General features: G+C 65.6%; 19 protein-coding genes. 10 read left to right on the forward strand and 9 right to left on the reverse strand.

Annotation, left to right across the window (positions count from 1 at the left end):
* Nucleotides 1-35: 35 nt before the first annotated feature.
* The gene (trhA, locus tag XH81_RS10985; RefSeq protein WP_097668844.1) at nucleotides 36-731 is read right to left on the reverse strand and encodes a PAQR family membrane homeostasis protein TrhA; all 696 of its coding nucleotides are present in this window, start codon (nucleotides 729-731) and stop codon (nucleotides 36-38) included.
* Between the two features lie 178 nt (nucleotides 732-909).
* On the opposite strand from trhA, the gene XH81_RS10990 reads away from it, so the two are divergent.
* Entirely contained in the window at nucleotides 910-2379 is a 1470-nt protein-coding gene (locus XH81_RS10990; RefSeq protein WP_028140407.1) for a YcjX family protein, read from the forward strand.
* Entirely contained in the window at nucleotides 2376-3404 is a 1029-nt protein-coding gene (locus tag XH81_RS10995; RefSeq protein ID WP_028140408.1) for a YcjF family protein, read from the forward strand. The genes XH81_RS10990 and XH81_RS10995 overlap by 4 nt, the downstream gene beginning before the upstream one ends.
* A gap of 113 nt (nucleotides 3405-3517) precedes the next feature.
* Here the strand turns inward: XH81_RS10995 and XH81_RS11000 are convergent, their stop codons facing one another.
* Nucleotides 3518-5173 (reverse strand): glycosyltransferase family 39 protein, encoded by a 1656-nt coding sequence (locus XH81_RS11000; protein ID WP_049801854.1) that lies wholly within the window; start codon nucleotides 5171-5173, stop codon nucleotides 3518-3520.
* Nucleotides 5174-5437: 264 nt separating this feature from the next.
* Between XH81_RS11000 and XH81_RS11005 the strand changes: the two genes are divergently transcribed.
* The 4 genes from XH81_RS11005 to XH81_RS11020 all read left to right on the forward strand — a co-directional run bounded on the left by XH81_RS11005 (nucleotide 5438) and on the right by XH81_RS11020 (nucleotide 9425).
* Nucleotides 5438-7171, forward strand: a complete 1734-nt coding sequence (locus tag XH81_RS11005; protein ID WP_028140409.1) for an adenylate/guanylate cyclase domain-containing protein — start codon at nucleotides 5438-5440, stop codon at nucleotides 7169-7171.
* Nucleotides 7172-7494: 323 nt separating this feature from the next.
* A complete protein-coding gene (gene sorA / locus XH81_RS11010) occupies nucleotides 7495-8694 on the forward strand; it encodes a SorA family sulfite dehydrogenase catalytic subunit (protein WP_095426730.1) in 1200 nt (399 codons plus the stop codon).
* Between the two features lie 13 nt (nucleotides 8695-8707).
* Complete coding sequence (gene sorB, locus XH81_RS11015) at nucleotides 8708-9016, forward strand: SorB family sulfite dehydrogenase c-type cytochrome subunit (RefSeq protein WP_049801858.1); 309 nt, start codon at nucleotides 8708-8710, stop codon at nucleotides 9014-9016.
* A gap of 208 nt (nucleotides 9017-9224) precedes the next feature.
* The gene (locus tag XH81_RS11020) at nucleotides 9225-9425 is read left to right on the forward strand and encodes a cold-shock protein (protein WP_008134691.1); all 201 of its coding nucleotides are present in this window, start codon (nucleotides 9225-9227) and stop codon (nucleotides 9423-9425) included.
* A 170-nt stretch (nucleotides 9426-9595) separates the two neighbouring features.
* On the opposite strand, the gene XH81_RS11025 is transcribed toward XH81_RS11020, so the two are convergent.
* Entirely contained in the window at nucleotides 9596-10057 is a 462-nt protein-coding gene (locus XH81_RS11025) for an Lrp/AsnC ligand binding domain-containing protein (RefSeq protein ID WP_018317238.1), read from the reverse strand.
* Nucleotides 10058-10170: 113 nt separating this feature from the next.
* Here XH81_RS11025 and putA point away from each other — a divergent pair, with 113 nt between their 5' ends.
* From putA to XH81_RS11040, 3 genes are all read left to right on the forward strand, one after another.
* Nucleotides 10171-13182 carry a bifunctional proline dehydrogenase/L-glutamate gamma-semialdehyde dehydrogenase PutA gene (putA, locus tag XH81_RS11030; RefSeq protein WP_028140412.1) on the forward strand — a complete coding sequence of 1004 codons (3012 nt, stop codon included), beginning with the start codon at nucleotides 10171-10173 and terminating at the stop codon, nucleotides 13180-13182.
* A gap of 115 nt (nucleotides 13183-13297) precedes the next feature.
* Nucleotides 13298-14503, forward strand: a complete 1206-nt coding sequence (locus tag XH81_RS11035; RefSeq protein ID WP_028140413.1) for a CaiB/BaiF CoA transferase family protein — start codon at nucleotides 13298-13300, stop codon at nucleotides 14501-14503.
* A gap of 327 nt (nucleotides 14504-14830) precedes the next feature.
* Nucleotides 14831-15478 (forward strand): glutathione S-transferase family protein, encoded by a 648-nt coding sequence (locus XH81_RS11040; protein ID WP_028140414.1) that lies wholly within the window; start codon nucleotides 14831-14833, stop codon nucleotides 15476-15478.
* A gap of 70 nt (nucleotides 15479-15548) precedes the next feature.
* Here the strand turns inward: XH81_RS11040 and XH81_RS11045 are convergent, their stop codons facing one another.
* The 6 genes from XH81_RS11045 to XH81_RS11070 form a co-directional block, all read right to left on the reverse strand.
* Nucleotides 15549-15713 carry a hypothetical protein gene (locus tag XH81_RS11045; protein ID WP_162832258.1) on the reverse strand — a complete coding sequence of 55 codons (165 nt, stop codon included), beginning with the start codon at nucleotides 15711-15713 and terminating at the stop codon, nucleotides 15549-15551.
* Between the two features lie 25 nt (nucleotides 15714-15738).
* Nucleotides 15739-17250 (reverse strand): hypothetical protein, encoded by a 1512-nt coding sequence (locus XH81_RS11050; RefSeq protein ID WP_028140415.1) that lies wholly within the window; start codon nucleotides 17248-17250, stop codon nucleotides 15739-15741.
* A gap of 92 nt (nucleotides 17251-17342) precedes the next feature.
* Nucleotides 17343-18317 (reverse strand): hypothetical protein, encoded by a 975-nt coding sequence (locus tag XH81_RS11055; protein ID WP_028140416.1) that lies wholly within the window; start codon nucleotides 18315-18317, stop codon nucleotides 17343-17345.
* 289 nt (nucleotides 18318-18606) lie between these two features.
* Nucleotides 18607-19104, reverse strand: a complete 498-nt coding sequence (locus XH81_RS11060) for a TPM domain-containing protein (protein WP_028140417.1) — start codon at nucleotides 19102-19104, stop codon at nucleotides 18607-18609.
* 4 nt (nucleotides 19105-19108) lie between these two features.
* Nucleotides 19109-20026: a TPM domain-containing protein gene (locus XH81_RS11065; protein ID WP_028140418.1), complete on the reverse strand. Its 918-nt coding sequence runs from the start codon at nucleotides 20024-20026 to the stop codon at nucleotides 19109-19111.
* A gap of 117 nt (nucleotides 20027-20143) precedes the next feature.
* Nucleotides 20144-20752 (reverse strand): LemA family protein, encoded by a 609-nt coding sequence (locus XH81_RS11070; protein WP_028140419.1) that lies wholly within the window; start codon nucleotides 20750-20752, stop codon nucleotides 20144-20146.
* Nucleotides 20753-21015: 263 nt separating this feature from the next.
* Between XH81_RS11070 and XH81_RS11075 the strand changes: the two genes are divergently transcribed.
* Nucleotides 21016-21870: an enoyl-CoA hydratase gene (locus XH81_RS11075; RefSeq protein ID WP_028140420.1), complete on the forward strand. Its 855-nt coding sequence runs from the start codon at nucleotides 21016-21018 to the stop codon at nucleotides 21868-21870.
* The last annotated feature ends 3 nt before the right edge of the window (nucleotides 21871-21873 follow it).

Consider the following 21873-nt stretch of genomic DNA (forward strand, 5'->3'; position numbering starts at 1 on the left):
TTATACCGCTTCTTGGAAGACCCCCTGGGTCTTGCTCAGCTCAACATGAGGTCGAGCACCGCGGTATAATGGCACGCCGCGCCGGCCAACACAAAGCCGTGCCAGATCGCATTCTGGAAACGCAGCCGCCGCCAGGCATGGAAGATCACGCCAAAGCTGTAGAGCAGCCCGCCCGCAAGGATGAAGCCCAGCACCAGCGCGGGCAGCGCCCGGACCACGGCGTCGTAGAGCATCACGCCGCTCCAGCCCATCGCGAGATAGATGCCGACCGAGACGCGGTCGAACCGGCCGGGATAGAAGAGCTTCAGCACGATGCCGAGGATGGCGACGCACCAGACGCCGGCGAGCAGCACCAGCGCGAATCCGCTGTCCTTCACCTCGAGGATGAACGGCGTATAGGTCGCCGCGATCAGCAGATAGATCGCGGAGTGGTCGAACCGCCGCAGCAGCCATTTGGCCGGCGACACCGGCCAGAGATTATAGGTCGCCGACAGCACCAGCATCGAGAGCAGGCCGGCGACATAGATCGAGACGCCGACGATGTCGGTCGCATCGGCATAGATCGCCGTCAGCACCACCAGCACGGTCGCGGCGATGAGGCCGGAGAGGACGCCGATCGCGTGGATGATTCCGTCGGCGATCAGCTCGGTGCGGTCGTAATTCCAGCCCATCACGTCGGCTGCGGCGTGGACGGAGCTGGAGGCGAACTCTTTCAGTTGGAAGACGGTCATGGCAATCCGCAAGATGAGGCAATGTCCTCTTGTATGGGTCTTTCGGGATCGGCGCGTCGTTCAAACGGCTGATTTTCCGACAAAGACGGTGGAAGTATGGAGCTTGATTTTCTTCACGCAATTGCCACTTTTGTGATCGGTCACACAGTCCCGCCGCCCCCGATCCACTAACGTTCATATGGCATTCAGTTTCCAGGATATGGTCGAAGAAGCGCGCTTGTCCGCGCAGGCGCTGATCGACTATGGCGAGCACTTCTTCAACCCGACGGTGCGGTTAGGCGTTACCGGCCTGTCGCGGGCCGGCAAGACCGTGTTCATCACCGCGCTGATCCACGGCCTCACCCGCGGCGGCCGGTTTCCGGTGTTCGACGCTTACGCCTCGGGCCGGATCGCGCGGGCGCATCTGGCGCCGCAGCCCGACGATGCCGTGCCGCGGTTTGCCTATGAGAGCCATCTGCGCGCGCTGATCGAGGAGCGACGCTGGCCGAACTCGACCGTCGACATCAGCGAGCTCCGGCTCGTCATCGACTATCAGCGCCCGAACGGCGCCGACCGCACGCTGACACTCGACATCGTGGACTATCCCGGCGAGTGGCTGCTCGACCTGCCGCTGCTACAGAAGAGTTTCGAGCAATGGTCGGCGGAGAGCCTGGTCTTGTCGCGCGAGGCGCCGCGCGCGCATCTTGCGGGCGAATGGCACGCGCATCTGGCAACGCTCAAGCCCGACGCGCGCGAGGACGAGCAGGCGACGCTGACGGCCGCAAAACTCTTCACCGATTATTTGCGCGCCTGCCGCGACGAGCGCTTCGCGATGAGCCTGTTGCCGCCCGGCCGCTTCCTGATGCCCGGCAATCTCGCAGGCTCCCCGGCACTGACCTTCGCGCCCCTCGAGGTGCCCGCAGGCGGCCAGGCGCCGGAGGGATCGCTGTGGGCGATGATGGTGCGCCGTTTCGAGGCCTACAAGGACGTCGTGGTGCGGCCGTTCTTCAGGGATCATTTTGCCCGGCTCGATCGCCAGATCGTGCTGGCCGATGCACTGTCCGCGTTCAACTCCGGACCCGAGGCGCTGCACGATCTCGAAGCAGCCCTCGCCGGCATTCTCGACTGCTTCAACATCGGCCGCAGCACGATCCTCTCCAGCCTGTTCCGTCCGCGCATCGATCGCATCCTGTTTGCAGCGACCAAGGCCGACCATCTGCACCATTCCAGCCACGACCGGCTCGAGGCCGTATTGCGCCGCGCCGTCTCGGGTGCCGTCGCGCGCGCGGAAAATACCGGCGCGGCGATCGACGTGGTGGCGCTCGCCGCGGTGCGCGCCACGAGAGAGGCTCAAGTCGCGCGCGGCCGCGACAAATTGCCGTCGATCCTTGGAACACCGGCCGCGGGCGAGAGCGCTGGCGGCGAATTCTTCGACGGCAACACGGAGGTTGCGACCTTTCCGGGCGACCTGCCCCTGGATCCCGAGCCATTGTTCAACGGCAATGCCGCGTTCCGCGGCCTCGCGACCGAGACCGCCGGGACAAGCGACTTTCGTTTCCTGCGCTTCCGCCCGCCCACACTCGACCGCGAAGGCTCCGAGCCGCCGACGCTGCCTCACATTCGCCTCGACCGTGCCTTGCAGTTCCTGATCGGAGACAAGCTCGCATGAACGACCGATCGAAGCCACGGCGGCCGGCGACGTTCCGGCTCGACGATCCCGGCGTCGTCGTCACCGAAGCCGACGAGACCAGCCGGCTCAGCCGCGCCACCATCCAGATCACGCCGGAGCCCGATCCCCTGGCGCTTCCGGTCCCAGTTCAAGCGGCGCTGCCGGCGCGCCGCGGTTTTCCCTGGGGTACGCTGTTCTGGTCAGGCCTCGCCGGGCTGACGCTGCTCGGCACCGGGCTCGGCGTGGTGCATCTGATCGAGGACCTGTTCGCGCGCAGCGAAACGCTCGGCTATGTCGGTCTCGCCTTCGCGCTCGTCACCGCGCTTGCGCTTGCGGTGGTGATCGGCCGCGAGGCAGTCGGTCTGGCGCGGCTGGCGACGATCGAGCAGTTGCATGCGCGCGCCGCCGCCGTGCTCGCCAGCGACGACCGCAAGGAGAGCCGCGTCATCGTGCAGGATCTGCTCAAGATCGCGCACCAGAACCCGCAGCTCGCCCGCGCCCGCGCGACGCTGGAGAGCCACACCGGCGAGATCATCGACGGCGCCGACATGATCCGGCTCGCCGAACGCGAGTTGATGTCTCCGCTGGATGCGGAGGCGCGGCGTCTGGTGTCGTCAGCCGCGCAAAAGGTTTCGATCGTGACCGCGGTGAGCCCGCGCGCGGCGATCGACGTGCTGTTCGTGTTCGTCGCCGCGCTGCGCCTGATCCGCCAGCTCGCTTATCTCTACGGCGGGCGCCCCGGCGCGCTCGGCATGATCCGACTGCTCCGCCACGTCATCGCCCACCTCGCCATCACCGGCGGCATGGCCGCGAGCGACAGCCTGGTGCAGCAGATGCTCGGCCACGGCATCGCGGCAAAGCTGTCACAGCGGCTCGGCGAAGGCGTGCTGAACGGATTGCTGACGGCACGGCTGGGCCTGGCGGCGATCGACGTCACGCGTCCGCTGCCGTTCGCCGCGCTGCCGCCGCCCAAACTGTCGGATCTCGCGACGGATCTCTTGCGGAAGAAGGACGACGAGGCGTAGCTTCTTCGCCTCTCCCCGCGTGCGGGAGAGGCCGGAGCGCATCGCCAGATGCGATCCGGGTGAGGGGGACTATCCGCGAGTTCAACTGTCACCTCCCCCGCGGAGAGTCCCCCTCACCCCAACCCTCTCCCCGCAAGCGGGGAGAGGGAGAGGAAAGCCAGCACCTTCCACCAAAACAGCGGCGAATCCTTCGACGGCGACAGCTCGGGGGTCCAGCCGGTGAGCTTTTCGATCACATAGGTGTCCGCGAGAACACCGCGCCAGCGGCGCTCGACTTCGCCGAGCTGCTCGCGCTTGGCTGGGATGTTCTCCCATAGCGAGGAACGATCGTCCGGCTCGCGGCCGACATAGATGCCGGCATGGCCCTTGATCCGGTCCAGGCCGGGATCGCGGAAATCCTGGAAGCGGCCGCGCTCGTTGATCTCGATGACGGGCACGCGGCCCCTGAACAGCCAGCGCATCATCGCGTAGGTGCGATAGTCCGTGGTGGCGATCCAGGTCGCGCCGGTCTCGTCGAGCGCGGCCTGCGCCCGCGCGGCGACCTGCTCATAGCCGGCCTCGGCGCCGATCGGATCGATCTTGCCGAGGAGATTCCAGGGCGCTGCGACGTAATAGAGGAACACGATGACGACGAAGGCGATGCCCGAGCCGACGGCTGTCTTGGCCCAGAACACCGACGATCTCAGCATACGGGCCGACCAATCCTCCTTCGCCATCGCCGCGAGGTTCACGGCGGCCGCGGCGAAACCGACCGGCCACATGAACATCGGCCAGGTGTCGCCGACCCGAAGCGTGGTCGACTTCGCGAGGAAATACAGAAACGGCACCAGCACCGCCGTCGACAAGAGAATTCCAACGGGCTCGCGTGCGCGATAGCCGCGCCATGCCGTCAGCACCAGCCCGGTCAGCACCACCGGCAGCATGACGAAGCCGACCAGGCCGAACTGCAGGCCGATAAAGTCACCGATGGTCCGCAGCGAGATGCCGTAACTGGCGGTGGCGCGTACGCCCTGGAAACGAAACGAGGCCCAATCGTGCTGCGCATTCCAGACCAGCACCGGCGAGAACACGGCTATTGCGACCAGCACCGCGAGATAAGGGTAAGGACTGCGCAGCCAGCGCCAACGCCAATCCGGCACCAGCAGAAAGGCGGCAACCGCCGGCGCGAACATGATGGCGGTGAATTTCGACAGCATCGAGAGGCCGGCGAACAGACCGGCCGCAAGCCACCAGCGTCCGTCGCCGCTTTGCGCGAGCCGCACCAGCGACCACATCATTGCCACCGCAAACGGGATCATGGCGACATCGGGCGCGACCTTGGCCATCAGCAGGCCGTAATAGAGCGCGGCTTCCGGCATCAGCACCGCGAACAATACGGCGCGCACATCATGGGTGAGGCGGCGGACGACGTCGGCAAGCAGGAGCTGCGTCGCCAGCATCGCGACGATGCCGCCGAAACGGACCCCGAGCGTGGTGTCGCCGAAGATCGCGGTTCCGAAACGGATCAGCCAGGCGATGCCCGGAGGGTGATCGAGGAAGCTGAGCGCGCCCTCCTTCGACCAGGTCCAGTAATAGGCCTCGTCGGTGCGCAGCTCGATCGCGCCGGCGTAGACGATGCGCAGCAGCGTCATCGCGGCGATGACGAGCACGGCGATGACGAGGGGCCGGCGCGCGGCGCCACGGGGAAACACGGTGATATCAGGGGATGTCGTCACGGCCGCGCTTTTCGCCAACCTGGGAGGGGGAGTCAATGTCGGCTGTCCAGACATAGGTGTCGTCCCGGGCAAGCGAAGCGCAGACCCGGGACCCATAACCACAGGGAGGGGTTATGGCACGAGCTGGTAACCACGAGTCTTCGCCAAACCCGACCCTGTGGCTATGGGTCCCGGATCGGCGCGCGCTTAGGGCGCGCTTGTCCGGGACGACGGCGGAGTGTGAGGCGCCTTCCCGGGCATGTGATCCCCGAACCTGTCCACATCGGGAATTAACCGCTACGCTGGCTGTTCTCCTTCATGAACTGATACAACCGAATCATGGCCACCGCTGCTGCATCCATCTCCGAACTCGTCCGCGGGACCAGCGTGCGGCAGGTGCGGCTCGTCTGCGGCGTGATCCTGTTCTGTTATGTGATCAGCCATTTCCTCAACCATGCGCTCGGCAATATTTCGGTCGAGGCTATGGAGGCCGGAGTCTACTACCACACCGTCTTCTGGCAGTTCCTCCCCGTCTCGATCGTGTTCTACACCGCCGCGCTCACGCATATGGGGCTCGGCATCTATGCGCTGTATCAGCGCCGGCAGTTCCGCTGGCGGACGATCGAGCCGCTTCAGCTCGTGCTGGGCCTCAGCATCCCCGCGCTGATCATGGGGCACGTGGTCGGGGTGCGGCTCGGCTACACGCTGTACGATCACCAGAAGCTCTATCCGCAGGAGCTCTATCTGTTCTTCGTCGCAGCGCCGGGACGGCTCTGGCAGATGACGATCCTGCTTCTCATTGCCTGGGTGCACGGCTGCATCGGGATCTATTTCTGGCTCCGCCTCAAGCCGTTCTTCACGCGCGCCGCGCCCTATCTGCTTGCCGCCGCGGTGCTGGTCCCGACATTGTCGCTGCTCGGCATCTACCAGGGCGGCCGCAGCGTCGCGATCGAGGCCGATGACGGGGAATGGCGCACGCACAATCTCACGCGACGCCAGGTCGGCACGGTCGCGGAAGGCAACACGCTCGATCGCATCACCGGCGCCTTCACCGTCACCTATTTTGGGCTGCTGGGCCTGGCGCTGGCGGCACGCGGCGTGCGGGCCTGGCGCGAGCGGCGCGGCGGCATGATCGCGTTGTCCTACGGCAACGGCAAGACGGTGCGGGTTCCCAAGGGTCTCTCCGTGCTGGAAGCGAGCCTGCGCCATAATCTGCCGCATGCCAGCGTCTGCGGCGGCCGCGCCCGCTGCTCGACCTGCCGCATCCGCGTCATCGGCGATCATGGCGTCCTGCCCGAGCCGTCGCAGCGCGAGGCCTTCGTGCTCACCCGCGTCGGCACCAACGACCCTTCGATCAGGCTGGCCTGCCAGCTGCGGCCGACGTCGGATCTGTCCTTCTTCCAGCTCTTCACCCCGCAAACGTCGTCGGCCAACGCGCAGGCCTCGGCGCCGGCGAGGATCGGCCAGGAGCGCTATCTCGTCAGCCTGTTCGTGGACATGCGCGGCTCGACCCAGCTCGCCGAGAAGCGGCTGCCGTTCGATACCGTCTTCATCGTCAACCGCTTCCTCGGCGCGGTGTCGCAGGCCGTGATCGAGAATGGCGGCCAGCCGAACCAGTTCGTCGGCGACGGCATGCTGGCGCTGTTCGGACTCACGGCCGATCCGCAAACCGCCTGCCGGCAGGCGCTGAAGGCTGCCAGCGGCATCGCCACCCATATCGACGAACTGAACGAGCTGCTGAGCCACGATCTTCGCCAGCCGATCCGCTTCGGCATCGGCATTCACGGCGGCGAGGTCATCATCGGCGACATCGGCTATCGCGATCACATCGTCTTCACGGCGCTGGGCGATGCCGTCAACGTTGCCGCCCGCCTGCAGGACATGACCAAGACGCTGGCCTGCGAGGCGATCGTCTCGGACGAAATCCGCGGCACCGCGGGCCTCGCCGACGATACGCTGCCGCAACAGGAGGTCGCGATCCGCGGCCGCGACGAGCCGATGGCGGTCCGCGTGGTGGCCGATGCGCGGGGGCTGACGGCGCTGGTCGATCGAAGCGAGCGCGTCGCGGCCTGATGTTCGCCTCTCCCCGCCTGCGGGGAGAGGCCAACGCGCGCAGCGCGGCGGGTGAGGGGGACTCTCCGCGAGTCCAACTGCTTCCTCCCTCGCGGAGACTCCCCCTCACCCCAACCCTCTCCCCGCAAGCGGGGCGAGGGAGCACACCGCCGCCGCGGTGAGAACTTGGCCACATGCATGTCTCCGTAACACCGGCCTGCTGCAACGCAGCGGCATGGGCCTGCTGCGAAAGCACGAATTGACTTCGTTCAAATCGTTGCGACAGATGAGCGCGGCTCGCGGTGATGACCGCGGGCCAACGAAAAGCTCCGGGAGGGGACCAGATGTTCGATCGCCGCGACCTGCTCAAAGGAGCGGGGCTTGCCGCCATGGCGGCCACACTGAATGCCACCAGGGCGTTGGCACTCGACACCGTGACCCTGCCCTTCGCCAATGGCGAACGGCCGCTGGTGAAATACCCGCAGAAGCGGCCGATGATCGGCCTGACCAGCCGGCCGCCGCAGCTCGAGACGCCGTTCGCGATCTTCAACGACGGCCCGATCACGCCGAACAATGCGTTCTTCGTCCGCTATCACCTCTCGGACCTGCCCTACAATCTCGACCCCGACAAGTTCACGCTGGAGGTCAAGGGCAAGGTCGACAAGCCGCTGAAACTTTCACTGAAGGACATCAGGAAGATGAAGGCGACCGAGATCGTCGCCGTCAACCAGTGCTCCGGCAACAGCCGCGGCTTCTTCGAGCCGCGCGTCGCCGGCGGCCAGCTCGCCAACGGCGCCATGGGCAATGCGCGCTGGCGCGGCGTGCCGTTGAAGGCGGTGCTGGAGATGGCCGGCGTGCAGAGCGGCGCCAGGCAGGTCACCTTCAACGGCATGGACGGGCCGGTCAGCGACAAGACGCCTGACTTCGTCAAGGCACTCGACATCGCTCACGCCAGTGACGGCGAGGTGATGCTGGCCTATGGCATGAACGGCGAGGATTTGCCGTTCCTCAACGGCTTTCCGCTGCGCCTGATCGTGCCCGGCTATTACGGCACCTACTGGGTCAAGCATCTCAACGAGATTACCGTCATCGACAACGTCTATGACGGCTTCTGGATGAAGTCCGCCTATCGCATTCCCGATACGCCTGATAACGCGATCGAGCCCGGCACCGCACCGAAGGCGACGATCCCGATCAACCGTTTCACCATCCGCTCCTTCATCACCAGCATCCCCGATGGCGCCAAGCTGAAGGCGGGAGCTGTGACCCTGCGCGGCATCGCCTTCGACGGCGGCAAGGGCATCAAGGAGGTCCAGGTCTCCACCGACGGCGGCAAGACCTGGGTGAGCGCCAAGCTCGGCAAGGATCTCGGCAAATATTCGTTCCGCGAATGGAAGCTGCCGGTGAAGCTTGCGGCGGGAAGCGTTGAGCTCAAGGTGCGCGCCACCGGCAATGGCGGCGAGACGCAGCCGGACGCGCCGCGCTGGAACCCGGCGGGATACTTGCGCAACGTCGTCGAAACCGTCCGCGTCACCGTGGCCTGAAAGGAGAATGACCATGCAGCGCACCATTCTCCTCGCCGTCACGCTCGCCCTCGCCACCGGCCTGACGGCCGTGACCGCGGCGCCCGTCAACTACCAGCTTCCGGACGAGGTCGCCGCCTTCAAGGCGGGGCCCAATCTCGAAATCGTCCAGGCCAATTGCAGCGCCTGCCACTCGGCCGACTACGTCAAGACGCAGCCGCCGATGAAGGACAAGAAGGGCTTCTGGCAGGCCGAGGTGACCAAGATGATCAAGGTCTATGGCGCACCGATCGACGATGCGGATGTCGGCAAGATCGTCGATTATCTGGCGGCGACGTATTGACAGACAGCGCGCAGCACGCCGGCCATTTGACCGCGAAACGGGCAAAACCGGCAAAAACGCCGCGAAGTTGAGCGGAATTCGGCGAAAGGCCGATGTGGTTTGAGCTACCAAGCCGGCCACATTCCGCGTATCCTGTTAGGACCGAACCGGCCGGTTGGCGGGGACTGGCGGTTCGAGATCTCGGAGGAAGACCCGCGGAGAAGTCGTGATGGCTAAAGGTACGGTCAAGTGGTTCAACCCGACGAAGGGTTATGGATTTATCCAGCCTGCGTCGGGCGGCAAGGATGTGTTCGTGCATATCTCGGCAGTGCAGAAAGCCGGTCTGTCGTCCCTGAACGAAGGACAGACGGTGGAATACGAAGAGATCGCAAACCGGGGCAAGACCTCCGCAGAGAACCTCAAAGTATAAGCCCGCCAGCTTTTGCTGCCTCCCGGATCGATCCGGGGGCCGGGCCAAGAAAATTTTAGAAGACGGCCAGTGCATTCGACGACAGGCGTTGCGACTGCACACGGAGAGCTATTTTCCCGCGAGGACCGCCCGTTCAACGCCTCAGCAATGACAATCGCGACGGCACTTCGTCAGCCCACCGGTAACGGTGCGTCGCGCTTGATCTCCTCCATCACCGCATAGGTCCGCGTCTCGCGCACGCCCGGCATCGACAGCAGGGTCTCGCCGAGGAAGCGTCGATACGCCGCCATGTCCGCGAGCCGCGCCTTCACAAGATAGTCGAAGCCGCCGGCAACCATGTGACACTCCAGAACTTCAGGCGCGAGTTTCACCGCGCGCGCAAAACGTTCGAAATTGTCCGGCGTGGTCTTGTCGAGCAGCACCTCGACGAACACCAACAGACCGAGGCCGAGCCGGTGCGGGTTGAGCCGCGCGCCATAGCCTTCGACAAAGCCCTCCCGCTGCAAGCGCTTCAGCCGCTCGCCGATCGAGGTTGGCGACAACCCGATGCGCTCGGCGAGTTCGACATTGGCGATGCGCCCATCCTCCTGCAAAATCGAGAGGATCTTCCGGTCGATTCGATCGAGTTCCATGTTTAATCAGGCCAAGTTGCTTCTTGTCTTCATTTTCTAAGACAAATTGGCTAGATTGTCTATCGAACTACGGTCACGCGGGCCTTATCCTGGATCTAGCCACAGGACACGCCATGCCGAACATCCCGCCGCCCTTCACCGCCCCCTACGCGCCCGATGATGCCGAGATCGCCGCGCGCCTGTTGCCGGCATCGCATCTGTCCGCGCCGCAGGAGGCCCGGATCGACCGCACCGCGACCCGGCTGATCGAGGCGATCCGCAAGCGCGACGACCGTCTTGCAGGTAGTCTTGGCGGGGTCGAGGACATGCTGCGGGAGTTCGCGCTCTCGACCAAGGAGGGGCTGGCGCTGATGGTGCTGGCCGAGGCCCTGCTGCGCGTGCCGGACGCGCGCACCGCCGACCAGTTCATCGAGGACAAGCTCGGCGAGGGCGACTTCATCCACCACGAGACCAAGTCCACGGCCTTCCTGGTCAACGCCTCGGCCTGGGCGCTCGGCCTGTCGGCGCGGGTGATCCAGCCCGGCGAGACGCCCGACGGCACCATCGGCCGTCTGGTGAAGCGGCTGGGCGCACCTGCGGTGCGCACCGCGACGCGCCAGGCGATGCGGCTGATGGGCAGTCATTTCGTGCTGGGCGAGACCATCGAGCAGGCGCTGGAACGGGGCCGGCCGCGCTCCGGCCAGAAGCCGCGCTATTCCTTCGACATGCTCGGCGAAGGCGCGCGCACGGCCGCCGATGCCAGGCGTTATTTCGATGCCTATGCGAGTGCGATCGAGACGATCGGCAAGTCTGCGGGCAGCAATCCCCTGCCCGACCGGCCCGGCATCTCGGTCAAGCTCTCGGCGCTGCATCCGCGCTTCGAGGCGATCAGCCGCGACCGCGTGATGGCCGAGCTGGTGCCGCTGCTGCTCGACCTCGCGCGGCGCGCCAAAGCGCATAACCTCAACTTCACCGTCGATGCCGAGGAGGCAGACAGGCTCGAGCTGTCGCTCGAAATGATCGCCGCAACGCTCGCCGATCCCTCGCTGAGAGGCTGGGACGGATTTGGCCTCGCGATCCAGGCCTATCAGAAGCGCGCCAGCGCGGTGATCGATTACGTCGACGCGCTCGCCCGCGCGCATGACCGCAGGCTGATGGTGCGGCTGGTCAAGGGGGCCTATTGGGACACCGAGATCAAGCGCGCGCAGGAACGCGGGCTCGACGGCTATCCCGTGTTCACGCGCAAGGCGATGACCGATCTGAACTACGTCGCCTGTGCGACGAAGCTTTTGAGTCTTCGGCCGCGCATCTTTCCGCAATTCGCCACCCACAACGCGCTGACCGTCGCGACCGTGCTGGAGCTTGCCGGGAAGAGCGGCGGATTCGAATTCCAGCGCCTGCACGGCATGGGCGAAGCGCTCTACGAGCAGCTCGCCAAGGATCATCCTGATATCGCTTACCGCACCTATGCGCCGGTCGGCAGCCACCGCGATTTGCTGGCGTATCTTGTGCGTCGCTTGCTGGAGAACGGCGCCAACTCGTCGTTCGTGGCGCAGGCCGCCGATTATCGCGTTCCGGTGCCGGCGCTGTTGCAGCGACCGGCGGACGCCATCGTCCGGCCGCAAGCGGCGGCGCATCCCAAAATCCCGTTGCCCGGTGATCTCTACGCGCCGGAGCGGCGCAATTCGCGCGGCGTCGAGTTCGGCGCACGCGTCGCGCTCGATCATTTGCTCGCTGACGTCAAAGCCGCAGCGACCGAGCTCGAGCCGATTGCGGATGCCACGCCGGATCAAGCCAATGCGGCAGTGACTGCCGCGCGTGTCGGCTTTGCGGCCTGGAGCCGGACACCTGCGGCCACGCGCGCGGCGGCGCTGGAGCAGGCCGCGCATCTCCTGGAGAGCCGCAGCGCCCGCTTCATCGCGCTGCTGCAAAGCGAGGGCGGCAAGACGCTCGACGATTCGCTGTCGGAGCTGCGCGAGGCCGCCGATTTCTGCCGCTATTATGCCGCAGAGGGCCGCAAGCTGTTCGGCGTTGATGCGGCAATGCCAGGCCCGACCGGCGAAAGCAACGCGCTCGCGATGCGTGGCCGCGGCGTCTTCGTTGCGATCTCGCCGTGGAATTTTCCGCTGGCGATTTTCCTCGGCCAGGTCACGGCGGCGCTGATGGCTGGCAACAGCGTGGTGGCAAAGCCCGCCGAGCAGACGCCGCGCATCGCGCGCGAGGCCGTGGCCCTGCTGCACGAGGCCGGCATCCCGAAAGATGCGCTGCATCTCGTTGTCGGCGACGGCCGTATCGGTGCCGCCCTGACCGCGCACGCTGATATCGCGGGCGTCGTCTTCACCGGCTCGACCGAGGTCGCCCGCAACATCAACCGGACGCTCGCCGCCAAGGATGGGCCGATCGTGCCGCTGATCGCGGAGACCGGCGGCATCAACGCCATGATCGCGGATGCCACCGCGCTGCCCGAGCAGGTCGCCGACGACGTCGTGACCTCCGCGTTCCGCTCCGCCGGCCAGCGCTGCTCGGCGCTGCGGCTCTTGTTCGTGCAGGAGGACGTCGCCGACCGCATGATCGAGATGATCGCGGGCGCGGCACGCGAGTTGAAGATCGGCGATCCCCGTGACGTCGCGACCCATGTCGGCCCGGTGATCGACATGGAGGCCAAGCAGCGGCTGGACGCCCATATCGCGCGGATGAAGACCGAGGCGAAACTGCACTTTGCCGGGACGGCGCCGCAGGGCTGCTTCGTCGCGCCGCATATCTTCGAGCTCGGCGACGCCGGCCAGCTCACCGAGGAGGTGTTCGGCCCGATCCTGCACGTCGTGCGCTACCGTGCCGAAAACCTCGAACGCGTGCTGCAGGCGATCGAGCGCACCGGCTACGGCCTCACGCTCGGCGTCCATTCCCGCATCGACGACACCATCGAGGCCATCATCGACCGCGTGCAGGTCGGCAACATCTACGTCAACCGCAACATGATCGGCGCCGTGGTCGGCGTGCAGCCGTTCGGCGGCAACGGCCTGTCCGGAACCGGTCCCAAGGCCGGCGGCCCGCACTACCTCGCGCGCTTCGCGACCGAGCAGACCGTGACGATCAATACGGCCGCAGCCGGCGGCAATGCGGCGTTGCTTGCGGGGGAGGAGTGAGGCCCTGCGCCGAGCGCCGTTGCATCCCGGCAAAACATCAGTCTAATTGCTCCATCACCAGCCCGCACCAATTCCAGCGCGCGGGAAACGACAAGAGCGAGGGAGCAACGCCGCGATGGAAAAAGGCATCTTTTCAGGCCTGAAGGTTCTGGACTGCGCGAGCTTCATCGCAGCGCCCGCGGCGGCGACCGTGCTGTCGGATTTCGGCGCCGACGTCATCAAGATCGAGCCGCCCGGCGCCGGGGATCCCTACCGCAATCTGCCGAATTTGCCCGGCTATCCGACCGGCGAGCACAATTTCGCCTGGCTGCTGGAAGCCCGCAACAAGAAGAGCATCGCGCTCGATCTTGCCAAGCCGGAGGCGCAGGCCGTGCTCTACAAGCTCGTGGCAGAGGCCGACGTCTTCATCACCAACATGCCGCCGCCGGTGCGCGCCAAGCTCGGCATCACCCATGATCACCTCGCCCATCTCAACGACCGGCTGATCTACGCCTCCTTCACCGGCTATGGCGAGAAGGGCGAAGAGGCCAACAAGCCCGGCTTCGACAGCAATGCCTATTGGGCGCGCTCGGGCCTGATGGACCTGGTCCGTGCCGACATCGACACCACCCCGGCCCGCTCGGTCGCCGGCATGGGCGACCACCCCTGCGCCATGGCGTTCTACGGCGCCATCGTCACCGCGCTCTATCAGCGCGAGAAGACCGGCAAGGGCTCGCACGTCGCCTCCAATCTGATGGCGAACGGGGTGTGGGCCGCGAGCGTGCTGGCGCAGGCAAAACTCTGCGGCGCCAAGTTCGGCGAGCGGCGTCCGCGTGAGCGCGCGCTGAACGCAGTCGCCAACCACTATCAATGCAGGGACGGCCGCTGGCTGATCCTGTCGCTGCTGAGCGAGGAGAAGCAGTTTCCGACGCTGGCGAAATGTCTGGGACGCGAAGACCTCATCACCGATCCGCGCTTCGCCACCAAACCCGACCGTCACGCCCGTTCGGTGGAGTTGATCAAGATCTTCGACGAGACTTTCGCGACCAGGGATCTTGCCGAATGGCGCAAGATTCTCGACGGCAACGGCCTCGTGTTCGGCATCGTCGGCATTCTCGACGACATCCCCAACGACAAGCAGATGCTCGACAACGAGGTGCTGGTGCCGTTCGAGAACGACACCATGCTGACCATCTCCAGCCCGATCTGGATCGACGGCACCAAGAAGGTCCAGCCGCGCAAGCCGCCCGCTGTCGGCGAGCACAGTGACGAGATTTTGCGCGAGGCGGGATACGACGAAGCGGCGATCAAGCAGCTGAGGTCGTCGGGGGCGGTGGGCTAGGAGCGCACTCACACTCCGCCGTCGTCCCGAGGCGCGCAAAGCGCGAGCCCGGGACCCATAACCACAGGGAGTGGTTGTGGGCGCGACTGGTCACTCCGAGTCTTCGCCAAACCACGGCCTGTGGCTATGGGTCCCGGATCTTCGCTTCGCTCGTCCGGGACGACAGCGGGGAGACAGCCCGTCTTCACGACCTCCGTCATTGCGCGCAGCGAAGCAATCCAGAGTATCTCCGCGGCTGCATTGCTGGATTGCTTCGCTACGCTCGCAATGACGATGCCGGGCGATCTCGCTATAAACTACCGGCCCAAAACCACGCCGCGAGGTCCCATGCCCAGTTACCGCCTGCACTACTTCCCCGAATCCGGCAACAGCTACAAGCTGGCGCTGATGTTGACGCTTTGCGGCGAGAGGTTCGAGCCGGTCTGGACCGATTTCGGCGGCGGCGTCACGCGCACGGCAGAATGGCGCAAGGCGGTCAACGAGATGGGCGAAATCCCGGTGCTCGAAGTCGATGGGCTGAAGATGACGCAGACTGCGCCGCTCCTCTTGAAGCTCGCCGAGCAGTACGGCCGCTTCGGCGCCGACACGGAGGAAGAGAAGTTCGAGCTGCTGCGCTGGCTGTTCTGGGACAACCACAAGCTCACCGGCTACATGGCGACCTATCGCTTCATGCGGGCCTTCACCGAGAAGAACGATCCGCAAGTGCTGAAACACTTTCGCCGCCGGCTCGAGGACTTCCTCGGCATCCTGGACGGGCATCTTCAGCACAACGCCTTCGCGATCGGCACTAGGCCGACCGTCGCCGACATCTCGATGATGGCCTATCTGCATTATCCGAGCGACGAGCACGGCTTCGATTTCGCCACGAGCCATCCTGCCATCCACGCCTGGCTCGGCCGCATGGCCGCACTGCCCGGCTGGAAGCCGGCGTACGAGCTGCTGCCGGGCAAGCGGATGACGAACTACGCGACGTGAGGGTGCGAGCACTGAACCCCCAGCCCCGTCATGGCCGGGCTTGTCCCGGCCATGACGAAAGAGAGCGCAGCTACCGCAGCGACAGCCAGCCGAGCGTGAACAGGATGCCACCGACGATAACGGCCATCGCGATCGCCCAGATGCTGACGCGGGCGCCGCCGGTGACCTGCTTGACTTCCTCGTTGCGTGCAATCTCGCGATTGCGCTCCTTGTTGGCGTCGCCGGTATTCGTCATGAATCATCCAAATCGCTTTGCGGGCTCAACGCGTCTTGATGAAGCACATGCCGATGCGGCGCGAGGCCGGGGCAGCCTGACAGGTGAGACCGTTAGCACAGCTCCATGACGTAAAACTCTCATCTCGCGTTCCCGATCCCGCATCTTGCAGGGAACAATGCGCGCCCCAGCCGTCCTGATATTCGCTCCCGGCGAGCTCCCGGCTGCCGCGGGTCTGCGGCCGGCTGGCAAATCCGCGTGAGAAATCAGGGCGTCTGCCTGCGGCGAACGCGGTCAGGATGTCGCGGCGGCGGGGCTGGTCGCCGAGAAAGTGGAGCGAGGCCGGTACGATGCTCGCATTGGACGGCCTGTCCGCCAGCCAATCGACGCCCGGAAAGTGAAAGCCGCCGATGCCGCGAGTCTGGTGGCAGCCTGAACAGGTGACGTCGTTGAGCCGGCGCTGGAAGCCCGCGACCGAGCGGATGTTCTGCATGTCGCCGCGCGCGGCCGCCTGCTTCAACGCACCGACCACGTCGTTATCGGTGAAGACCGCTTTGCCCTCCCCCTCAGCCTGCATCATGCCGAATTCCGGCTGCAGCGCCGAAGCATCGAGGCCGGCCGGCGTCGGCACCACCGCACTCCTTGCCAGGAATTTCTCGGGGATCAGCACGGTGCCGCGATCGAACTCGCGAAGATGCTCGGGTGCGAGCAGCCAATCCTTGAAGTCGCGCCGAAGCGCCTCGTCCGCCATGATCCGGTCGCGGTCGACCTGGTTCTCCAGCGTCGATTCCTCGAAGGCCTTCGTGGCGGAATTGTACTTGAACACCTTGAGCAGATAGTCGGAGCGGAAGTCATGCAGCGCCGACTTGGCCGCGACCGAGAGCTGGATGTTGGTCTCGATGCGATCGAGCATGGCGTCGTCTCGACTGCCGATCAGCTCCTGCCAGTTTCCGTTGTCGAGCCAGCGCCGCGCGAGTTCGGCGCAATTGATCGGTTTGCCGTTCGCGTCCATCTGGCGCGCATCGCGCGCCTTCATCACCAGATTGAGCGTCATCGGCAGCCGCGTCGCGGTTGTGCCGTCGAAACGCGCCAGCCGATAGATCAGGCGGATCTCGCCGCAGGACTCCTCCGAGGCGTAGGCGCGGTCCATGCGGTTGACGATGCCGGCCAGCACGAAGCGCGTGTCGCGCGATTTCAGCACGGCCCGATCGAACAGCTGCACGTCAAAGCCCTCGCCGACGCCGATGGTCTCGCTCAGATAGGCCGCCTTCTGCCCTGTGATGTAGCGGTCGAACTCCGCATCGATCGCCGGCGGAATGTCCTTGAGCTGGGACAGCTCTGAAAACAGCCGGTCGGTCGTCAGCGGACCATTCGCTTTGCGCTCCGGCGCCAACAGGCGCTGGAGCGTGAGAGCGTCGCCGTCGTCGAGCTTGCGCAGCAGATCGGGATCGGTGATGGCGGTGCCGCGCGTCAGCGACGGGGTCTCTGCGGCCGACAGCGCGGCAGTACCGCCGAACAACACGGCGGCAGCAAGGAAAATTCGCAACGCGCGGCTCATGCCTGAGGTAACACCGCGGCGGTCCGCCTATTCAAGCAAAAAGGCGCTTCACATGGTGGTGAAGCGCCTTTCGAAAGTCGTATCTGAGCCGCTCAGCGTCCGGTGATCAGGCCCTTGCTGGTGACGACCACCCAGCGGCCGTCCTGGCGCCGGATCGCATCGACGCGACCAAGGCCGGGGATGGGATCGCCGGGATAGACCTCGTAGAGCCCGTCGCGGCCCTCGATCAGCGCACCGCCATTGGCGGCGTTGCGCAGCCGCCAGCCTTCGACCGTCGGCAGGCGGCCGACCTCGGTCTTGGGTGCGGCAGCCACTGGGGCCGGCGCGGCGGCGGCGGTCGCAACCTGGGTCGGCGCGATCGAGCCGGTGGTCTCCTTGGGCACCGCTGCTGCGGCCTGCGCGGGGGCGGCGGGCGGCGTGGCGCGGAGCTTGTCGACGGTCTCGGACAGCTTTGCGATTTTGGCCATCGGCTCGGCCTGCGCCTTCTCGAGCTTGTCGAGGCGGTCGTTGGCCCGGTTGAACTGGGTGACGCCGGTTTTCGAGCTGTGCTCGACATTGGCCTTGAGCGCGACGAGGTCGGCATCGATCCGGGCGACCGAAGCATCGAGCGCGCTGGTGTCGGCGACCTGCACCGGCGCTTGGGCCGGGGCGGCGAAATGCATCATGCCGGCGGTTGCGAGCGCGCCGCTGATGGCGCCAACGCCGGCGGCGATCGTCACCACCGCGGCCATCGCCGACAGGCGGCGCTTGCTGCCGGTCTCACGCGGCTCTTCCGCCTTCACATGCGGGGCAAAATCCTCACGGTCCCAGTTCCGCTCCGACGGCGCCATGACGATCAGCTTGCCGGGCTTCGGCTCGGGCTTGGTTTCGGCTTTGGCTTCGAGCTTTGGCACGTCGATCCGGGATGCCTCAATCTTCGGCGGCTCGATCTTCACCGGATCCGGCTTGGGTGGCGCCTCATGGTCCGGCGCAATCGAGGGAGCCTCGATCCCAGCGGCCTCATTGGCCTGCGGCGCGGTCGCAGCAGCTTCGACGACGCCGGCGTCCTGGGCAGCCTGCTCGGGCATTGGTTCGCTCACGGCTCAAATACTCCAGTCTGGGTTGACCTTTTGGTAACTTTCATTACTTGCGAAATCCTTACCTGCGGACCCGCTTACCGAAATTTTAGGAAGTTATCCGGGGCCGAATTTGGCCGGGAAAGTGGAACCGGTGTGGCGGGCGTGAAACAAATTGTAATCGGGTGAAGATGAACGGCCGCGGAATAAGCGCTGGGCGTCCCTTGTCACTTCCGTCATCCCCGCGCAACGGCGGAGCCGTTGCGCGGGGATGACGGTGAGAGAACGGAGCGCGCTCCGTTCACATCACGACCGGCGCATCCGGCAGCTCGTTCGCATGCGATGCGCCGGGCGGAAAATGCCGCGCCAGTTCGCGCGACACCGCCGTGATACCGTCGATTACGCCGCGCTCGAACTGGCCCGACCTGAACTCCGCCTCCATGGCGCGGCAGATGCTCTCCCAGCCTTCGGCACCGACCTTGGCGTGGATGCCGCGATCGGCGACGATCTCGACATCGCGGTCGGCGAGCAGGAGATAGATCAGGACGCCGTTGTTATGCGCGGTGTCCCAGATGCGCAGATGCGCAAACACGTCGAGCGCGCGCTCGCGGGCCGGCTGGTTGCGGAACAGCGGCGCGCCGTCGAGCGCGCCTTCGACCACGAAGCGGACCTGGCCGGAATGGGTGGTTTCGCCCTGCCTGATCGCCTGCTCGATGCGGGCGAGCACGGCCGGCGGAAAGATCTGCTTTGCCCGCCAATGATGCTGCACGAGATGTCTGGCGATGCGCTTGATGCTCATACCGCTACCAGCTCCCCGAGGCGCCGCCGCCGCCAAAACTGCCGCCACCGCCGCTGAAGCCGCCACTGTCACTGCTCGACGATCCGCTGCTCCAGCCGCCCGACGAGGAGCCGCTCGACCAGGAGCCGCCGCGCGAGCGGCCAGTGCCCGGCGTGATCACCGAAAACAGATCGGCGACGAATCCGATGATGAAGCCGAGACCACCCAGCGCGAGGGCAAGTGCGAAAGACCCGAGAATGAACCAGGTCAGCGCCGCAATGATGCCTCCAGTCACGAACGATCCGAGCAGCCGTCCGAGCGCGGCCCGGAAGGCGCCGCCGATGCCCACCGAGACGAACAGCGTGACGATGAAGAGCGGCGCGAGATCGTCGAGACTGCCGAAGTTCACGGTGGGCGAGGGAACCGGCAAGGGTTCGCCGTCGATCACCCGCATCATGCGCTCGACGCCGTCGGCAATGCCGCCGGCGAAATCGCCGCTCCTGAATTTCGGTGTGATGATCTCATCGATGATCCGGCGCGAGGTGACGTCGGTGAGCGCGCCTTCGAGGCCGTAGCCGACCTCGATGCGCAGATGCCGGTCGTTCTTGGCGACGACGAGGATCGCGCCGTCGTCGACCTTCTTGCGGCCGATCTTCCAGGCCTCCGCAACGCGGATCGAGAATTGCTCGATCGTCTCCGGCTGCGTGGTCGGCACGATCAGGACGGCGATCTGGCTGCCCTTGCGTGTTTCGAAGTCACGCAGCTTTTGCGACAGCGCGGCGGTCTCGCTGCTGGACAGCGTCCCGGTCTGATCGACCACGCGGCCGGTGAGCTGGGGGACGGCGACGTCGGCTGAGGCGGGGAGCGCGAAGGCGAGGACGAGCGCCGCAACGAAAGCCGCGCGCCACCAACTCGCTGTCCTCGCCCGGCTCGACCGGGCGATCCAGTATTCCAGAGACGCCAGAAGCCCACGGAGAGGCCGCGGCGTACTGGATTCCCCGCTTCCGCGGGGAATGACGGCGGTGGGTGGAGCTTGGCGCATTCGCAAAACGGCGCGCGCTTACTTCGACGGTGCCGGCGCCGGGTTGAAGTCCACCTTCGGCGCGGTCGAGATTTCCTTCTCGTTTGCGACCGAGAAGTTCGGCTTCTCCTTGTAGCCGAACATCATGGCGGTGAGGTTGCTCGGGAACGAGCGGATGGTGACGTTGTAATCCTGCACCGCCTTGATGTAGCGGTTGCGCGCCACCGTGATGCGGTTCTCGGTGCCCTCGAGCTGCGACATCAGATCCTTGAACAGCGCGTCCGACTTGAGCTGCGGGTAGTTCTCGGTGACGACCAGCAGTCGCGACAGTGCGCTGGAGAGCTCGCCCTGCGCGGCTTGGAACTTCTGGAAGGCGGCCGGATCGTTCAGCACCTCGGGCGTCGCCTGGACGCTGCCGACCTTGGCGCGGGCATTGGTGACGCCCAGCAGCACGTCCTTCTCCTGCTGGGCAAAGCCCTTCACCGAGTTGACGAGATTGGGCACGAGGTCGGCGCGGCGCTGATACTGGTTCACGACCTCGGACCAGTTGGACTTGATCTGCTCGTCCTCGCTCTGGATCGCGTTGTAGCCGCAATTGGTGAGGCTCAGCGAGGCCAGCGCCGCCAGCACGGTCAGGATCTTGCGCATTAAATTTCTCCCGGTGGAATCCCGTAACTCAATATCAGATAGCGATAACGCGGTACCAGCTTTTCGGGTTCATTCCGGGGCGCGAAGCGAGCTATGGTGCGCCCTTGCGCACCTGAAAATCTCGAGATTCCGGGTCTGGTCCTTCGGACCATCCCGGAATGACTGCGCTGCGCACCCCAGCCGACTGACGCAAGCCTCTTGCCTATCCCTGACCGACATAGTCAACTCGACGAAACAATAAGACAGAACACCGGGGGAACGCGATGACCTCGTTCGAGACCATCCTCGTGGAGAGGCCGGATCCAGCGATCACCCGGATCGTGATGAACCGGCCGGAGGCGCGCAACGCGCAGAACCTGCAAATGACCTACGACCTCAACGCCGCCTTCGACGCGGCGGTGCAGGACGACTCGGTCAAGGTGATCATCCTCGCCGGCAACGGTCCGCATTTCTCCTCCGGCCATGATCTGCGTCCCGGCGGCAAGAATACCGCCGGTGTCGATTTTCCACCGATCGGAAATTGGGGCGGTTTTGCTGAACCAAATGCCCATGGCCGCTTCGCGCGCGAGCAGGAAATCTATCTCCAGATCACCCGGCGCTGGCGCAACCTGGCCAAGCCGACCATTGCCGAGGTGCACGGCAAGTGCATCGCCGGCGGACTGATGCTGGCCTGGGCCTGCGACCTCATCATGGCCAGCGACGACGCACAGTTCTGCGATCCCGTGGTGACCATGGGCGTCTGCGGCGTCGAATGGTTCGTGCACCCCTGGGAGCTCGGCGCGCGCAAGGCCAAGGAGTTCCTGTTCACCGCCGACAACTGGAGCGCCGAGGTGGCGCGGCAGCTCGGCATGGTCAATCAGGTCGTGCCTCGCGCGGAGCTTTCTGCGCGCACTCTGGAGCTGGCGCGCAGGATCGCCGCAAAGCCGGCCTTCGCGCTGAAGATGACCAAGGAAGCGGTGAACCGCTCCGTCGACGTGATGGGCCAGCCCGCCGCGATCGACCAGGCCTTCGCGCTGCATCAGCTCTGCCACGCCCACAATCTTCAGGAATTCGGCATGATCGTCGATCCCTCCGGTCTGCATCCCTCCGTGCGCAAGCCGCCGGCGGCCGCGGAGTAATTG

It is taken from the genome of Bradyrhizobium sp. CCBAU 25360, from assembly GCF_028128695.1.
In the GTDB taxonomy this organism is placed as follows: domain Bacteria; phylum Pseudomonadota; class Alphaproteobacteria; order Rhizobiales; family Xanthobacteraceae; genus Bradyrhizobium; species Bradyrhizobium ottawaense.

Bases quoted from the DNA above. Each gene is read 5' to 3' on its own strand.
- trhA (WP_097668844.1), bottom strand. From the start codon at position 731: ATGACCGTCTTCCAACTGAAAGAGTTCGCCTCCAGCTCCGTCCACGCC.
- XH81_RS10990 (WP_028140407.1), top strand. From the start codon at position 910: ATGGCATTCAGTTTCCAGGATATGGTCGAAGAAGCGCGCTTGTCCGCG.
- XH81_RS10995 (WP_028140408.1), top strand. From the start codon at position 2,376: ATGAACGACCGATCGAAGCCACGGCGGCCGGCGACGTTCCGGCTCGAC.
- XH81_RS11000 (WP_049801854.1), bottom strand. From the start codon at position 5,173: ATGTCTGGACAGCCGACATTGACTCCCCCTCCCAGGTTGGCGAAAAGC.
- XH81_RS11005 (WP_028140409.1), top strand. From the start codon at position 5,438: ATGGCCACCGCTGCTGCATCCATCTCCGAACTCGTCCGCGGGACCAGC.
- sorA (WP_095426730.1), top strand. From the start codon at position 7,495: ATGTTCGATCGCCGCGACCTGCTCAAAGGAGCGGGGCTTGCCGCCATG.
- sorB (WP_049801858.1), top strand. From the start codon at position 8,708: ATGCAGCGCACCATTCTCCTCGCCGTCACGCTCGCCCTCGCCACCGGC.
- XH81_RS11020 (WP_008134691.1), top strand. From the start codon at position 9,225: ATGGCTAAAGGTACGGTCAAGTGGTTCAACCCGACGAAGGGTTATGGA.
- XH81_RS11025 (WP_018317238.1), bottom strand. From the start codon at position 10,057: ATGGAACTCGATCGAATCGACCGGAAGATCCTCTCGATTTTGCAGGAG.
- putA (WP_028140412.1), top strand. From the start codon at position 10,171: ATGCCGAACATCCCGCCGCCCTTCACCGCCCCCTACGCGCCCGATGAT.
- XH81_RS11035 (WP_028140413.1), top strand. From the start codon at position 13,298: ATGGAAAAAGGCATCTTTTCAGGCCTGAAGGTTCTGGACTGCGCGAGC.
- XH81_RS11040 (WP_028140414.1), top strand. From the start codon at position 14,831: ATGCCCAGTTACCGCCTGCACTACTTCCCCGAATCCGGCAACAGCTAC.
- XH81_RS11045 (WP_162832258.1), bottom strand. From the start codon at position 15,713: ATGACGAATACCGGCGACGCCAACAAGGAGCGCAATCGCGAGATTGCA.
- XH81_RS11050 (WP_028140415.1), bottom strand. From the start codon at position 17,250: ATGAGCCGCGCGTTGCGAATTTTCCTTGCTGCCGCCGTGTTGTTCGGC.
- XH81_RS11055 (WP_028140416.1), bottom strand. From the start codon at position 18,317: ATGCCCGAGCAGGCTGCCCAGGACGCCGGCGTCGTCGAAGCTGCTGCG.
- XH81_RS11060 (WP_028140417.1), bottom strand. From the start codon at position 19,104: ATGAGCATCAAGCGCATCGCCAGACATCTCGTGCAGCATCATTGGCGG.
- XH81_RS11070 (WP_028140419.1), bottom strand. From the start codon at position 20,752: ATGCGCAAGATCCTGACCGTGCTGGCGGCGCTGGCCTCGCTGAGCCTC.
- XH81_RS11075 (WP_028140420.1), top strand. From the start codon at position 21,016: ATGACCTCGTTCGAGACCATCCTCGTGGAGAGGCCGGATCCAGCGATC.